Origin of the sequence: Faecalicatena contorta (genome assembly GCF_003149105.1) — a bacterium.
Classification (GTDB): Bacteria; Bacillota; Clostridia; order Lachnospirales; family Lachnospiraceae; genus Muricomes; species Muricomes contortus_C.
In genome coordinates, this window is the sequence record NZ_QGDS01000030.1 from 1 (window position 1) to 16,838 (window position 16,838).

Genomic DNA, 16,838 nt, shown 5'->3' on the forward strand with positions numbered 1-16,838 from the left:
CCCTGACCAGTTTTTCACATATTACAAAAGACCCTGTTATTCAGAAATATATTAACGTGCTGGGTGAGGCAGTGGATATGGTAGGAGGACCTCAGATACGCAATATAGGAACCATCGGCGGAAATACCTGTAACGGTGTGACTTCTGCGGATTCGGCGTCTACATTATTTGCCTGGGATGCTGTCATTGAGGTGACAGGACCGGAAGGAGTACGCAGGCTTCCGATTCAGGAATTCTATATCAGAGCCGGGGTGGTGGACTTGAAACCTGCTGAAATACAGACGGCCATTCTGATACCAAGAAAATCCTATGAGGGATATTTTGGACATTATATAAAATATGCCATGAGAGGTGCTATGGATATTGCTACATTGGGGTGTTCTGTCAATGTAAAGCTGTCTGAAAATAAAAGATATCTGGAGGACGTCAGGATTGCATATGGTGTGGCAGGTCCGGTTCCTATGCGTGCAGTACATGCAGAAGCAGCAGGAAAAGGGATGGAAATCAGTGATGAGACCATTGAGAAAGTGGGAGATACAGTTTTAGAAGATGTGACTCCCCGGGATAGCTGGAGGGCAAGCAAGGCATTCCGGGAACATATTGCCAGGGTATTGTGCCAACGTGCACTGAAACAATCTATTTTGCTGGCAGGAGGTGTGATCCATGAGTGAAAAACAATATAAGCTGGTAAAATGTATCATCAATGGTAAGGCGCGGGAGGCTATAGTGGATGTGCGTGCATCCCTGACTGATATGTTAAGAAATGACTATAGTCTGACGAGTGTAAAAAAGGGCTGTGAAGTGGGTGAGTGCGGAGCCTGTAACGTAATTATAGACGGAGAATGTTACAATTCCTGCATTTATCTGGCGGTATGGGCAGATGGAAAAGAAATCACAACATTAGAAGGCTTAATGGGGCCTAATGGGGAGCTGTCTGACATTCAGCAGGCATTTATTGATGAGGCAGCGGTACAATGTGGTTTCTGTACGCCTGGAGTGATTATGAGTGCAGTGGAGGTATTGAATTCCGGTAAGATCTATAAGAGAGAGGAACTGCGAAAGCTTTTGGCTGGACATCTGTGTAGATGTACAGGGTATCAGAACATCTTAAATGCAGTGGAAAAGACAATGTATCAAAGGCTGGGAAAAGAACTTCCGGATTATTTTAAGAGCAGATAAGCCCTTGTAACTGGGAAGGTATATATATAAAGGAGCTGTTGCTCCAGTAGATTATTCATCTGCTTTTGCAACAACTCCTCAATCATTATGACTCCATAAAGTCCATTGGATTTACCGGATTTCCATCTTTGAGTATTTCAAAGTAGAGGTTCGGTCCTTCCACACTATAGTATTTTGTCGGTTCGCTCATATACCCTACGGTCTGTCCGGCATCTACATAGCTGCCGATTTCCAGAGGAACCTCTTTTAGCTGCCCGTATACCGCACTGTAGCCATTGCCCATATCCAGCGTGACGGTAAGTCCTGTTTGCGCGGATTGTTCTATGTTTGTCACAATTCCTGCCGCTGAGGCACCTATCATTTCTCCAACTTCTCCGCTGATAATCAATGCCGGATTATATTTATACTGCTCCAATGTGGAAAAGTATACTGTCTTATCCATGCTGTAATTGATTAATACAGCTCCGCTGGCCGGCCATGTAAGCAGGCTTTCTTCGCTGAAATATACTTCCGCTGTGTTTCCTGCTGCTCCGGTATTAGCTGCTGCGTTATCCTCGGTACTGTTTTCATCATCTTTTGTGTCATTTTCTGTTGATGTATTACCTTCTGCTTCAGGCAGGACAATGTCGTTAGCTGTTGTCGCCTCACTCTTTTCTTTTGTAAGTTCTTCAGTTTGTTCTTCGGCTTTCGCAAGCTGCTCATTCATTCTTTTCTCATAATTGTTGAATGTATATGCTCCTACCATCACAATTACAGCAACGAAGCAGATTACGATTCCGACTGCTGCGCCTTTTCCTTTTAGTGAAAATGGCTTTTCCTTCTTATTCATATTCATCACCTCTGGCTATATTTTTGCCAGAAAAGTGATACCTTATTCTACTTTTGTAAATATTTCTCCTCCATCTGTCAGATTTGTTCCCTCAAAGAAATTTTGAATGATTTCTTCATAACTTTTTCCTTCTTTTGCCATCTCATTTGCCGTCCATTGGCTCATACCCAGGCCATGTCCAGTTCCCATAGTTGTGATGCGCATTCCATCCTCCGACTCCTGTAAGGAAAATGCGCTGGATGCCAGGGAAAGGGCTTCACGGAACTGCTCCCCTGTGCAAACAGTGTCTCCGATCCGCAGCTGTGATACATAGCCTGCAGAATCATATGACTGAATTTCAAAATCAGAAAAATGGTAGGTTTTTTCCGCACTTTCTTTATCAACAGCTACTAAAAACGGCTGGCATTTTGCCTGGATCTCTTTGTACTCCATATTGTAAACATGCATCTCATCCTCAGCCTCTTTATCTTTGGGGCATTCTTTGACAACAAGATATGGGTAATCTGCACTTCCCAGCACTTCCTGTCCGCTTCTTGTTTTTCCATTACTAGAGTGATGAAATGGAACCATAGCATAAGTATCGTTATAGTATAGCACCTGGTTTTCTGTTTCATCCATTGCTTTTTTCAGTTTAGCATAGGAAGTGTCGTACTCGTTTGCTCCCCACTTCTTTTCTAAATCTTTCATGCTGAGATGACTGTCCTCCAACACTTTTTCCTCACTGCTGTCCAGTTTTTGGTATAAATTAGTCCTGATAAGTACAGCCTGAGCCTTCAATGCTTCCTCCTCATATGTCTCAGGTATTTCTTTTGCTAATATTCCTATGAAATATTCCTCCCAGGGGACTTTGACTATTTTTTCTTCACCCTCTTCAGATGTCTTTTTTACCTGCACATATGCACCGTCATTTTTTCCTATCACTTCCATATCACCGCCATTTACAAAAACAGCTACTACATAAGGGAGTAAAATTAAAATAATTAAAAACGAACAGATTGTCTTAATTTTCTGCCGAACATAACGTTGTCCCATAAAAAAACCCTCCATATTTAAGTATATGAAAGACATAAGAAGATTTATGTACCGGATATAATTTTTGTAATTATTTTTAACTTAAAATTCCCCACTTTTACTTGCCATAAAAGCGGGGAACTTCCTCTAGAAATTATTCTGTTGTATCGGGATGATCTTGTTCTATTGTATCTTCCTCATGTGTCTCTGAACTCTGTGGCTGCTCTGTCTCTGCCACATCCTTCTTTACCGTATCTGTCTCTACTGTATCTGTCCCTGCCGTATCCGGTTCTGACGCAGTATGAGACTCCGGCTCTTGAGTAACCTCCAAAGGTATTACCGGAGGTACAGGCTGCATAAATGGAGTTCCCAAGTCAGGTTCCATTCCTGAATTAAAATCTTTGTTTCTCATAGCAAAGAGGCAAATAGACTCGTAAAGAGGAATCAAATTGCATAGTACGGCATGTGCAATTGACATATTTTTTGTTGTAAACCTTTCTAAAATCTGATGATTTACAAGAGTTCTAAACACTACATATACGGCCTGATAAAAAACGGCCGCCAAAACCCATAAGATAAAGAGCACTATGATTCCCATAATAACGCCGGAACCGATATGTGGTATAACTGGCTCCGCATAAGGATCCAACGGGATACTGGAAAACATTGCCCCCATCCCCATAACTACAAGTATCATATAGAATATAAAATTAACCGCCCCAAAGATAAAGGGCATTGCAAGAAGCCATATTCCCGGATTCTTGATGGATTTTGATTTTAAAGTAATACTTCCACCCAACTCACCATGAAGATAGGTTCTTGCAAATGGGACAAACGCCAGCCAGGGATAATCCATCCCCTGACGTTTTGCAATTGTGTACATTCCAATTCCTTTAAACACATAACTGATGACATAAAAGAGGAAGCACAGTACAAGTATAATCATATAAATAGCGAGAATACCTGTCAGTACTGCATCCGTACTTCCATAATTGTAATTATAACCATTATAATAATCCATTCATACCTCCTATTCCGGCTGCACTAACGATACACCCACTTTTTCCAGTTTCCAAATATCTTTTACATACTCTTCTATTGTTCTGTCTGATGTAAACTTTCCGCTGCATGCTGTGTTCATCATTGCTATCTTAGACCACCTGTTTTCATCCCTGTATGCTGCTTCCACTTTCTTCTGAGCCTCCACATAAGAACGGAAATCCTTCAAAATAAAGTATGTATCAGCCCTGTCTGTACATTGTGTATTAAGAAGCGAATTATATAAGTTCCTATACATATTATGATCACCGCCCGAATATGTTCCATCCATGAGCTGATCAATGACACGTTTGAGTTCCCAGTCATTAAAATAGATATCAACGGGATTATATCCCCCGTTGTTCTCATAGTTAATGACCTCCTGGGATGACAAGCCGAAAATAAATGCATTCTCTGCGCCTACTTCCTCCACAATCTCAACGTTGGCACCGTCCATAGTACCAAGGGTCGGAGCACCGTTTAACATAAACTTCATATTTCCGGTCCCTGATGCTTCCTTAGACGCAGTAGAAATCTGCTCACTTACATCTGCTGCTGCAAATAACAACTCTGCATTAGATACGCGGTAATCTTCTATGAACACAATTTTTAGCTTTCCGTTAATACTTCTGTCGTTATTTACAACATCTGCTACAGAATTAATCAGCTTAATTGTCTCCTTTGCCCTTAAATACCCTGCAGCTGCCTTGGCTCCGAAAATGAATGTCCTTGGATAAAATGACATTTCAGGATGCTCTTTGATCTGATTGTATAAATACATAATATGCAGAATATTCAAAAGCTGGCGTTTATACTCATGCAAACGCTTCACCTGTACATCAAAAATGGATCTGGGATCTACATTTATACCATTATGTTCTTTGATGTATTTTGCCAGACGCACTTTATTCTTATACTTAATCTGCATAAACTCTCTTCTGGCCTGTTCATCATTCACAAGTACCTTCAAATTTTCAAGCTTTGATAAGTCTGTGATCCATCCATCTCCAATTCTGCCTGTAACCCAATCTGCAAGCAGCGGATTCCCATGAAGAAGAAAACGTCTTTGGGTGATGCCGTTTGTCTTATTATTAAACTTCTCCGGCATCATCTCATAAAAGTCTTTTAATTCCTGACCTTTCAGAATTTCCGTATGCAGCCTTGCCACACCGTTAACAGAATACCCTGCGATAATTGCCATGTGTGCCATACGCACCTGTCCGCCCCAAAGAATAGACATCTTTTCAACTTTTTCTTCCTGACCCGGATATTTTGCACGAATCTCACTGATAAAGCGGCGGTCTATTTCCTGTACAATCTGGAAAATACGGGGGAGAAGCCTTGAGAATAGATCCATAGGCCATTTCTCCAGTGCCTCCGCCATAATCGTATGGTTTGTATATGCACAGGTTTTTGTGGTGACTTCCCAGGCTTCTTCCCAGTCCAGCCCTTCCACATCAATTAAAAGGCGCATTAACTCAGGAACTGCTACCGTAGGGTGAGTGTCATTCATTTGAATAGCTACCTTTTCGTAGAGCTTCCTGATATCGTCGTGATGCTTCTTATATTTGGCAATCAAAGCCTGAAGGCTGGCTGAAATGAAGAAATACTGCTGTTTCAGACGAAGCTCCTTACCTGCATAATGATTGTCATTCGGATACAGTACATCTACAATCCTCTTTGCCAGGTTTTCCTGCTCTACAGCCTTATGATAATCACCTCTGTCAAAAGAGTCCAGTGAAAAGTTTGTGATTGCTTCTGCGTCCCATATACGCAATGTATTTACTACGTGATTGCCATATCCTACAATCGGCATGTCATAAGGAACTGCACGTACAGACTCATAATTTTCCTGGATAAACGTATCCTTTCCTGTCTCCGGGTCCTTTTCAAAACGAATCGTTCCTCCAAAGCGTACTTCCTTTGCATATTCTTCTCTGCGAAGCTCAAAAGGATTTCCTTCCTTCAGCCAGTCATCCGGAGTTTCTACCTGGTATCCGTTCTCAATCTTCTGTTTGAACATCCCATATCTGTAACGGATTCCACACCCATAAGCAGGATAATTCAAAGTTGCCAGGGAGTCCAGGAAACAGGCTGCCAGACGTCCAAGGCCGCCGTTTCCAAGAGCCGCATCCGGCTCCTGGTCTTCTATGACATTCAAATCAATATTCATCTCTTCCAATGCTTCTCTTACTTCTTTATATGCAGTCATATTAATCAGGTTATTTCCAAGGGCACGGCCCATAAGAAATTCCATGGACATATAATATACTGTCTTTGCATCCTTTTTCCTGTATTCTGCCTGTGTAGTCAGCCAATCGTCAATAATAATCTCTTTTACAGCATAGGATACTGCCTGAAATATCTGCTGAGGTGTTGCCTCCTCAATTTGCTTCCGGAACAATGCCTTCACATTGTCTTTTACAGTTTCCTTAAAAGTTTCTTTCTCAAAACTGTCACTATACATTAACATTACATCCCTTCCTTCTCTACACCCATCGTAACAGCCTCGCCGTTAATCTTCCATTCCTTCACATATCCGGCAGGCTCCATTTTCACGACTTCATTCGCCAGAACCTCGCTTGCGATTTCTTCTCCATATTTGGCAAAAATATCTTCAGCTTTTTTACTTCCCATATAAGTTACCTTAATCTTATCCATAACCTGGAAGTCCGCCTCTTTACGCATTGTCTGGACCTTACTGATAATTTCCCGGACAAAGCCTTCCTCTAAAAGAGCTTCTGACAAATTTGTATCGAGAACAACTGTAATTCCATTCTCATTTTCAGAGACATAACCTTCCATCTGTGCAGTATCAATCAGTAAGTCTTCTTTAAACAAAGTAATCTCCTCTGTTCCTGCATTCAGCTTTAATGCCCCTGTCTCCTGAATCTCATCCATAGCTGCATTGCCGTCCAGGTTATCCAGAGCTGATTTAATACTACCTAACATTTTACCATATTTTGGCCCCACTGTCTTTAGCTGAGGCTTAAAGCTGTATGAAGTAAAATCCCTTACGTCTTCGGTAAACTTAATATTTTTTACATTCAACTCATCTGTAACAATTTCCTGGTAGAACTTTGGCAGCTCGAAATCAGCTTTTACAAACATCTGGCCAATTGGCTGGCGATTTTTAATGTTAGCGGTATTTCTGCACGCGCGTCCCATAACAACCAGCTTCAGGACATTTTCCATGTTTGCTTCCAGCTCATTGTCAATATATTCCTCATTGGCAGCAGGGAAGTCGCAAAGATGAATGCTCTGTGGTGCACTGCTGTCAATATTGCATACAAGATTCTGGTAGATTTCTTCTGTCATAAATGGAATCATGGGTGCAGCCGCTTTGGATACTGTCACAAGTGCAGTATACAGTGTCATATAGGCATTGATTTTATCCTGCTCCATTCCCTTTGCCCAAAAACGCTCACGGCTTCTTCTTACATACCAGTTACTCATATCATCCACAAAGTCCTGCAATGCCCTTGCAGTCTCCGGAATCCGGTAATTTTCAAGGTTCTCATCCACAGTCTTAACCAGAGTATTCAAACGGGACAGGAGCCACTTATCCATAACATTTAATTTATCATATTCCAGACTGTATTTTGTAGCATCAAAATTATCAATATTCGCATACAGAACAAAAAATGCATAGGTATTCCATAATGTTCCCATAAACTTGCGCTGTCCCTCAACCACTGCTTTTCCGTGGAAACGGTTCGGCAGCCAGGGTGCACTGTTCACATAGAAGTACCAGCGGATTGCATCTGCACCATATTTCTCCAATGCATCAAAGGGGTCTACCGCATTTCCTTTAGACTTACTCATTTTCTGTCCGTTTTCATCCTGCACATGGCCCAGTACAATTACATTTTTATATGGTGACTTATTAAACAGCAGTGTAGAAATTGCCAGAAGAGAATAGAACCATCCTCTTGTCTGGTCCACAGCCTCAGAAATAAAGTCCGCCGGGAACTGTTGCTCAAACAGATCCTGATTCTCAAATGGATAATGATGCTGTGCAAATGGCATGGAACCACTGTCAAACCAGCAGTCAACTACTTCCGGTACACGGTGCATTTCTTTTCCACACTTTGAACACTTAATTGTGACTTCATCAATATAAGGACGGTGGAGTTCAATCTCATCAGGACAATTGTCCGACATGGATTTCAGTTCTTCAATACTTCCGATGGAATGCTGATGTCCGCATGCGCACTCCCAGATATTCAGGGGAGTCCCCCAATAACGGTTACGGCTGATTCCCCAATCCTGTACATTTTCCAGCCAGTCGCCAAAACGGCGCTTTCCAATGCTTTCAGGAATCCAATTAATTGTATTGTTATTAGCAATTAAATCCTCTTTTACTGCCGTCATTTTAATAAACCATGACTCACGTGCATAGTAAATCAACGGCGTATCACATCTCCAACAATGTGGATAACTGTGCTCGAATTTTGGAGCGTCAAAGAGAAGTCCTCTCTCTTCCAAATCTTTTAATACCATTGGATCTGCTTTTTTCACAAACACTCCGGCAAATGGAGTTGTTTCACCCATCTGTCCTTTTTCATCCACAAGCTGCACAAAAGGAAGGTCATAACGTCTTCCTACATTGGCATCATCTTCACCAAACGCAGGTGCAATGTGAACAATTCCTGTACCATCTGTCAGTGTTACATAGGTATCACAAGTCACATAAAATGCTTTCTTTCCCTGAGCCGCAGCACTATCTGCAGCACACTGGAACAACGGTTCGTATTCTTTATATTCCAGATCTTTTCCTTTATATGTCTCAAGAATCTCATATGCAGGCTTTTCATCCTCTGCCAGTTTTCCAAGCACAGTATCTAAGAGCGCCTGTGCCATATAATACACTAGCCCATCCGCTGCTTTTACCTTCGCATAATCCTCTTCGGGATTTACACAGAGCCCCAGGTTAGAAGGAAGTGTCCACGGGGTTGTAGTCCATGCCAGAATATAAGCATCTTCGTCTTTTACTTTAAATCTTACAATTGCAGAGCGTTCCTTTACATCTTTATAACCCTGTGCGACCTCCTGGGAAGAAAGAGGTGTTCCGCAGCGCGGGCAGTAAGGTACAATCTTAAAACCTTTATATAAAAGCTCCTTATCCCAAATTTGTTTCAAAGCCCACCACTCAGATTCGATAAAATCGTTGTGATATGTTACATATGGGTGCTCCATATCTGCCCAGAATCCAACTGTGGTGGAAAAATCTTCCCACATGCCCTTATATTTCCATACGCTCTCCTTACATTTGTCAATGAATGGCTCAAGTCCATATTCTTCAATCTGCTCCTTACCGTCCAGCCCCAGAAGTTTTTCCACCTCCAGCTCAACAGGAAGGCCATGAGTATCCCAGCCAGCCTTTCGCGGAACCATATATCCTTTCATTGCCCGGTATCTTGGCACCATATCTTTGATAACACGTGTAAGCACGTGACCGATATGAGGCTTACCGTTAGCAGTGGGAGGACCGTCATAAAATGTATATTTAGGAGAATTTTTCCTCTCATCCATGCTCTTCTGGAAAATATCATTATCGGCCCAGAATTTCTCAACCTCTTTCTCACGTTCAACAAAATTCATATCTGTAGAAACTTTCTTGTACATAACTAATCTTTCCTTTCTAAAAGTAATAGATTTAAATAATATCATTAAGAGTATTGTATAATAGGAAATGGTGTCTGCACCACCATACAAAAAAATAAGCTCCCGTCCTGTAATAGGACGAAAGCCTGAACTTGCGTTACCACCTGTTACAACATACTCAGACTCTCTAAATCAGCCCTGTATATGTGTTCCTATAACGGAGGAATTCCGTCAGCCCCTACTGCCTGAGGTTCGGGAGCTGCAGTTCGAAAGTGATGTTCGGAAATATCTTATTCGTACCGGGCTTACACCATTCCCGGCTCGCTGAGACTTTGAGATACTCTTACTGTCTTCGTCATAACCTTTCCTATTTAAGTCTATACAAAGTTATTATAAAAAGAACGCTTCTAATAGTCAAGGGATTCCGCAGAAATTCACCAATTTTCCTTAAAAATGTTAAAATCTTGCCAGGCTTCTATTTTTGGGAAAGTTCGGAATATTGGTTGAACAATGTAATTTCTATGTGATATAATGAAAATGGTGAGCCAAATGAAATATTTGGAAAATGAAACAAGATGATGGATAAAATCTGTCATCTACGGTGGTTAAATATTTACATTCGAGGAGAATTGTCACATGAGAAGAAAACCTGACCTTCATATTTGTTTTTTTAATGAGTTTTCAATATCCAGTCCTTATTATGAGTATGCCCCCAGCTCGCATAATAGTACACAGCTTACTTTGCTGATTTCCTATCTTGTGGCTAATCAGGACGCGAAAGTGCCTAAAGAAGTGCTGATGTCTATGCTGTGGCCTGAAGAAAAGGACAAGCGTCCGGTGGGTGCCCTCCGAAACCTTGTATACAGGGCGAGAAAAGAATTACAATGCTTATATCCGGATAAGGATATTGAATATATTAAGTTTACTCAGGATGCCTATTACTGGAATTCTGATTTATATTGCAAAATTGACATTGCAGATTTTGAAAATTATAATAACCTGGCCCGGCAGGAATCCGATCCGGAACGTCAGTTCCGGTATTACTACCGGATGAACCGTCTGCACACCGGAGAATTTCTTTCTAATCATAAATCCGTAGAGTGGGTGCAGTACCGCTATACTTATTATAAAAACATGTATATTAACTGCACTTTGAATATGTGCGAATACCTTTATACAAGGTCCCGTTATGATGAAACAATATCCTTATGTGACCAGTCCATTATTCTCTACCCCGAAGAAGAACGTTTTTACCGTTATAAAATGCTGGCATACCTGGGTATGAATACGATTAAGACTGCCCTGGAATATTATCATGCAACCCTGGATTTCTTTTCTTCCAAGTATGGTACGGACATCAGTGCTTCTCTGAGGGACATACACCAGGAAATCCTGTCACGGATGCCAAATGTGGAATTGGGTATTGATGAACTTGAAATGACTCTTGAAGATAACGGCGAAGCTGATAAAACTTTCTACTGCAATTTTGACATCTTTAAAAATATTTATCAGTTAAATGTCCGCTCAGCAAAGCGTTCTCAGGCCAAATACTGTATTTTACTGCTGACATTGCTGCCTGCAAAAGATAAGCTCCCGGATTCAGTTAAAATTAAAGAAGTTATGGACAACTTATATCATCTGATTTCTATCAATCTTAGAAAAAATGATGTCTTCACCAGAACTTCACTTACGCAATATTCCATTTTAGTAATGGTCAACGAGGATAGTAATTTGGATATCATTTCTCAGCGGATATTAAATGCTTTTGATAAGGTAAATGATGATCCGGATATCTGTCTTGAAATTGAACGAAAAGTGATTGAGTAAATAACAAAAACCTGGGAAACCAGGTTTTTAAGTAGATGATGCCCTGTTTTAATGTCCATTGGGCATCATCTTTTTGTCCTGGTATATACCAGTCCTCCCATCAGGGCCAGAAAAACTGCCACTGAGCCTATGGCTATATAAAGTTTCAATTTTGTATTTTCTGTACTCTTTTCAGGGATAGGCTGAGTACTGTTTTCTTGTTTTAAATCCAAATTTTGGGTGTCGGCTGGGGCAGTGCCGCCAGTCAGTTTTTGATATCCCTCTTCTGTCAGAACAATGTCTGCACTGCCTACATTTTGTTCTTTGTAGGTGTAAATTATTTTTCCGTTACGAATTCCATCTTCTGTTAAAATAATATTCTTTTCAAGCTGGGAAAACTCTACGCCTTTCGGTAATACTACGTATGCCTGAGAATTAATGAATTGTTTTATATCTTCCGATGTCTCTTTATCCTTTACCGGCACTTTTGTAAAGTTATTAAAAACATAATCCAGCATAGATTTGGTATCCGTATAGGCATCCACTCCGTAATCATAAAGTACTACTGCTGCCAGGTGCATCTTTCCGTTATCCGCCATTGTCACCAATGTAGTTTTTGCCTGGTCGGTATAGCCTGTTTTCCCGCCTTTGCAGTATTCACAATAATAGTAATTCTCCGGCCAGAGCATTCTATGGTTCTGCTGGAAAACCCGCTCTTCCTGGGTCAGGTTCGTAGGTCCTATTTTATATTCCAATATTCCCATAATCTTTCTGAATTCTTCCTGCTGGTATACCTTTGATGCAATCAGCGCCATATCATGTGCTGTTGTGTAGTGCTGGTCATCATGTAAACCGTTAGCATTCACCCAATGGGAATTTGTACATCCAAGCTCAATGGCTCTTTCATTCATCTTCTGTATAAAAGTATCATAATTACCGCCCAGGCTTTGTTCTCCTACACTCTCAGCAACCGCATATGATACTTCATTTGCAGATGCAAGAAGGACGGCATACAGAGCATCTTCAAGATTTAATTCCTCCCCAGACTTCATACCTATCTGAGCATCATCATATTGCAGAAAGGATATACTGTCATCTGTAAATTTTACTTTATCAGTAAGCTTTCCATTTTCTAATGCCACCAAAGTAGTCAGCAGCTTTGTAATACTTGCCGGATAATGCTGGACATCTGTATTTTTTCCAAAGAGGACGGCACCGCTTTCCATATCCATCACAACGGCTGAACCTGCATAAACACTAGGACCCTGAGGCCAATTCTCCAGCCCGTTTGTATCTATATCTGCTGCATAAGAATCTGCCTTCTCTTTCTCCTCTTCCGCCACAAGCTCTTCTTCGGTTTTCTCCTGGGCATCCCCATCTTCTGCAAAAACAACTGCCGGGCGAAGCACAAGTAAAGCCGTCATTATAATACAAAATAAAATCCGTTTTGCCTTCATAACATCCTCCAGATGGTTATTATAATGCACGATATTTGCAAAATCATTCGCACAATAAAGTATACCACCCCGAACCTTAATAGTTCAATAAATATACGCTATTCCTTTTAAATATACGAATATTTTTTTAGTATTAGTACTGCTATCCTGCCCTGCTTATTTACTTTGTAAAATGAAAGGATAACATGCGTTTTTTTGAATACATTTTAAGCCTATTTGCAATCGCCTTTCTCATAAATACCGGGATATAATAATAACAGGTAATAACACTCAGTATGTGTTGAAGAAAAGGAGGAATGAAAATGTATTGGAAAGAGCATTATACAACCCGTACAAAAAATTCATACAGCGGTTACTCAACAATTTATAATGATGAACCCCGCTTCAATTTTTCAGAACTTTTAGATCATATGGAAACATTCACCGAGGTTTATAAGAAGTGTAAAGATGACCATCCGGCAATCCGTGAAGCAAAATGCTTTGATGCACAGTATCCGCAGATGATGCTGGGTATTATGCAAAACGATCTTTTTTGTGGAAGAGCGGATATCTTCCCTCTGGGAATGAATGCACAGTATATCAACAGCGAATGGGGATTTGCCATGAATTTTAAATGGGTCGATGAAAAGATTGCAGATAAGTCTATTCCTGAAAACAACCGGGGCAGACTAGAAACACTCCGCAAATTCTGGAGCAATCATACATCCACCAAACGATTCCTGGCAGAAATGGAACCAACCGATAAAGTCTATATCGTTACGGGCGGTGTCTCTGATGGTACAGTTTTAGATCTGGAAGGACAGCCCCATGCTGCGTCAGCGCTGCAAAGAGTTGCCGGAATTTTCCTGGACTATGAAAAACTACTGGATTATGGACTAAGCGGACTTTATAAATTGACAGAAGAAAAACAAAAAGAGCATCCAGAAAATGATTCAAACTTTTATGAAGGTATTCGTATATCATTAAAAACAATTATGAGAACCATGGAGTGGTATGCAGATGAGGCTGCAAAGTTGTACTGCAAAGAAACAGAAGAACAGCGAAAAACAGATTTAAAAGAAATAGAGAGAATCTGCCGCAAGCTTATTACAGAGAAACCGGGAAGTTTCCGGGAAGCTATTCAGCTTGTTATTATTTATACACTTATGGACGGGGCCCGGGAATGGGGACGAATGGATGATTATTTAGCCCCTTATTATGCGGAAGACCTGAAAAAGGGAATTTTGGATGAAGAAGAAGCGATTCGTTTACTTACAAGCTTTTGGCAGTTGATGATTGTAAAAGAACAAGTAACAGATGACAGGGTAATTATAGGAGGCCTGGGAAGAAAACATCCAAAAGAAGCAGATGAACTTGCCATGGTCATCATGGAAGTTTCCAGAAGAGTAAAGGATATTGTACCTCAGTTAACTCTTAGGATGTATGATGGCATGAATCCCAAATTATATGAAAAAGCAATGGAATGCATTGGAGAGGGAACGACTTATCCGATGTTGTACAAGGACGAAAATATTATTCCGGGTGTTATGAATGTATTCGGCATCAGTTATGAAGAGGCCTTAGGGTGGATGCCTTTAGGCTGTGGAGAATTTACCATTGATCATCGCATTATCGTAAGTCCGAATTCCATTTTAAATATGGCCAACGTATTATGGGGGACAATTAACGGCGGTTATGATTCAACGGGAAAATACCGGCTGACCCCAAATGAAACATATTTAACGGATTATAAGACCTTTGATGAGTTGTGGAATACCTTTTGCAAAAATGTAGCATTTCTGACAGACGTAAGCGCGCGAAACCATTCCCGCGGTTATGTGATTATTGCAGGTGATATGTCACTGAACCTTCACAATCTTTTATATGACGGTTGTCTGGATGCAGGAAAAGGTGTTATCAGCGGGGGAACACCAAAATGCGGAGGAAGCGATGAAATATACGGAATCGTTACCTGTTCGGACTCTCTATATGCAATAAAAAAATGTGTCTTTAAAGATAAGACTATCTCTGCAGAAAAAATGATGGATGCATTAAAATCAGACTTTGCAGGGTACGAAGAAGAACGCGCAGTCATGTTAAATGTGGATAAGTACGGAAATGACTTAGACGAAGTAGACGATATGATGAAAGACGTCCATGAGATGGTATGCTTTACTATGCTGGATATCTCCGGGAAGTATTATGGGCTGGACTGTTTCGGAATGGTTAATATCAACAACCGGGATAATACTACACAGGGCAGAAATACAGGAGCAACGCCAGACGGCAGACGTGCAGGTGAGTCTCTTACAAATGCAAATAACCCAACGGCCGGCATGGATAAAAAAGGTGTTACCGCGTTTTTGAATTCCCTGTTAAAAGCCAGAGGAGACATTCACTTTGGAGTCGTACAGAATATAAAGTTTTCTAAGGAAACCTTCAATGATAAGAGACAGTCTGTTATTTTCCCGCTTATGGATTCCTATTTCGGACGCGGCGGCACACAAGCAATGATAAGTGTTATAGGAAAAGAAGATCTTGAAAATGCGAGAAAAGAACCCCAAAAATATTCAAATCTGATTGTACGTGTGGGTGGATTCAGTGCAAGATATATTGAGCTGGCAGATGACGTACAGCAGGATATTCTGAATCGTACATTGAATTGATAAGGTGGAAAAAAATGGCAGAATTAATGGTCTTTGATCTTCAAAGATTTGCATTACATGACGGTCCCGGAATCCGTACGACTGTCTTTTTAAAAGGATGTCCTTTGGACTGTATTTGGTGTCACAATCCAGAATCTAAAAAAGGCAAGCCTCAGATGGGGTATTTAGAAAAGAACTGTACATACTGCGGAAGATGCCAGAAATTATGTCAATATTCTGTTCATAGAGTAAGCAAACGGGATTGTCATAAAATTGATTTTAGCAAATGCGTACAATGTGGGCTGTGTGTGGATGCGTGTCCGAATCATGCATTGAAGATCTTTGGGAAAAGAATGACAAGTGAAGAAATCCTGCAGGTTGTTATGAAAGATTGGGACTTTTATCAGAAAAGCGGCGGCGGGCTTACAGTAAGCGGCGGCGAACCTATGCTGCAGTTTTATGCCCTGTTAGAACTGCTTAAAAAGGCCAAAGAAAAGGGACTTCATATCTGTTTAGACACTTCAGGGCAGGCATCTCAGAATCAATATAAAGCTGTGGCAGAATTTGTAGATGTGTTCCTCTTTGACTACAAAATAACAGATCCAGAAGAACATAAGCGATATACGGGAGTCGATAACCGCCTGATTCTGAAAAATCTGGATTATCTTTGCAGAAACGGAAGCCATATATATCTCCGGTGTCCCATTATCCCCGGAATTAATGATAATGAGCAACATTATGAGGGCATTGCAAAATTATCCCGTAAATATGAAGGGATTGAGCAGGTCAATTTAATGATGTATCACGATATGGCAAAGGGGAAGTCGGTACAGATTGGGGAGCAATATGCGTTACCGGATATAAAGACAATTGAGGCAGAAAAAAAGAAGCTTATTTATTCTAAAGTAGAATCATATGGCTGCCTGGGGCTTCAGGATAGTTAGTAACTAAGAAAAAGGGTTTGTCAAGTAAAATGTGTAAATTTTGATTTTTTATAATACCGGTGTTCATGCACCGGTATTTTCATGAGTTCAGCCTTGCTTTCTCCCCGTCAACGGGGGCGGCCCATTTTAGGGTACCACAATCAGACCATCCGTATATGATGGTGGTTGTTAGATTCTTAGACTCTTTCATATTTTCGAATTCTTGGCTGGATTTTCGGATCTACATCCAACTGGTTTCTCACCAGTGCCCAGCTATGTACATGACCTCCTTCCCATTTCTTATATAGCTCTGTTATTCGCAGATACAGCAGTTTTAGCAATGCGTTCTCGTTCGGAAATGCTC

11 protein-coding genes and 1 pseudogene are annotated in these 16,838 nt (G+C 40.8%); 5 read left to right on the top strand and 7 right to left on the bottom strand.

The features are described 5' to 3' along the window. Window positions 1-671, top strand: a 671-nt coding sequence (gene xdhB, locus A8805_RS21705) for a xanthine dehydrogenase subunit XdhB (protein ID WP_109714798.1), incomplete at its 5' end; no start/stop codon positions are given. Continuing rightward, window positions 664-1,179 carry a xanthine dehydrogenase subunit XdhC gene (xdhC, locus tag A8805_RS21710; protein WP_109714799.1) on the top strand — a complete coding sequence of 172 codons (516 nt, stop codon included), beginning with the start codon at window positions 664-666 and terminating at the stop codon, window positions 1,177-1,179. The genes xdhB and xdhC, both read left to right, overlap by 8 nt. A gap of 85 nt (window positions 1,180-1,264) precedes the next feature. On the opposite strand, the gene A8805_RS21715 is transcribed toward xdhC, so the two are convergent. The 5 genes from A8805_RS21715 to ileS form a co-directional block, all read right to left on the bottom strand. Beyond that, on the bottom strand, window positions 1,265-2,008 hold the full coding sequence (locus A8805_RS21715) for a M23 family metallopeptidase (protein ID WP_109714800.1): 744 nt from the start codon (window positions 2,006-2,008) through the stop codon (window positions 1,265-1,267). 42 nt (window positions 2,009-2,050) lie between these two features. Continuing rightward, a complete protein-coding gene (locus A8805_RS21720) occupies window positions 2,051-3,040 on the bottom strand; it encodes a SpoIID/LytB domain-containing protein (protein WP_109714801.1) in 990 nt (329 codons plus the stop codon). Between the two features lie 133 nt (window positions 3,041-3,173). Beyond that, window positions 3,174-4,040, bottom strand: coding sequence for a hypothetical protein (locus A8805_RS21725; RefSeq protein ID WP_109714802.1), 867 nt, complete (start codon window positions 4,038-4,040; stop codon window positions 3,174-3,176). Between the two features lie 9 nt (window positions 4,041-4,049). Beyond that, window positions 4,050-6,524 carry a glycogen/starch/alpha-glucan phosphorylase gene (locus A8805_RS21730; protein ID WP_109714808.1) on the bottom strand — a complete coding sequence of 825 codons (2,475 nt, stop codon included), beginning with the start codon at window positions 6,522-6,524 and terminating at the stop codon, window positions 4,050-4,052. A 5-nt stretch (window positions 6,525-6,529) separates the two neighbouring features. Further along, a complete protein-coding gene (gene ileS, locus A8805_RS21735) occupies window positions 6,530-9,685 on the bottom strand; it encodes an isoleucine--tRNA ligase (RefSeq protein ID WP_109714803.1) in 3,156 nt (1,051 codons plus the stop codon). A gap of 615 nt (window positions 9,686-10,300) precedes the next feature. Here ileS and A8805_RS21740 point away from each other — a divergent pair. After that, window positions 10,301-11,491, top strand: coding sequence for an AfsR/SARP family transcriptional regulator (locus tag A8805_RS21740; RefSeq protein WP_109714804.1), 1,191 nt, complete (start codon window positions 10,301-10,303; stop codon window positions 11,489-11,491). Between the two features lie 65 nt (window positions 11,492-11,556). On the opposite strand, the gene A8805_RS21745 is transcribed toward A8805_RS21740, so the two are convergent. Beyond that, window positions 11,557-12,927 (bottom strand): D-alanyl-D-alanine carboxypeptidase family protein, encoded by a 1,371-nt coding sequence (locus tag A8805_RS21745; protein ID WP_109714805.1) that lies wholly within the window; start codon window positions 12,925-12,927, stop codon window positions 11,557-11,559. Between the two features lie 302 nt (window positions 12,928-13,229). Here A8805_RS21745 and A8805_RS21750 point away from each other — a divergent pair, with 302 nt between their 5' ends. Continuing rightward, the gene (locus A8805_RS21750) at window positions 13,230-15,572 is read left to right on the top strand and encodes a pyruvate formate lyase family protein (protein WP_181392957.1); all 2,343 of its coding nucleotides are present in this window, start codon (window positions 13,230-13,232) and stop codon (window positions 15,570-15,572) included. Window positions 15,573-15,586: 14 nt separating this feature from the next. Further along, window positions 15,587-16,495, top strand: a complete 909-nt coding sequence (locus tag A8805_RS21755; protein ID WP_109714807.1) for a glycyl-radical enzyme activating protein — start codon at window positions 15,587-15,589, stop codon at window positions 16,493-16,495. A gap of 176 nt (window positions 16,496-16,671) precedes the next feature. Here A8805_RS21755 and A8805_RS23195 read toward each other — a convergent pair. Next, window positions 16,672-16,838, bottom strand: a pseudogene (locus A8805_RS23195) (IS256 family transposase); the annotation flags it as partial.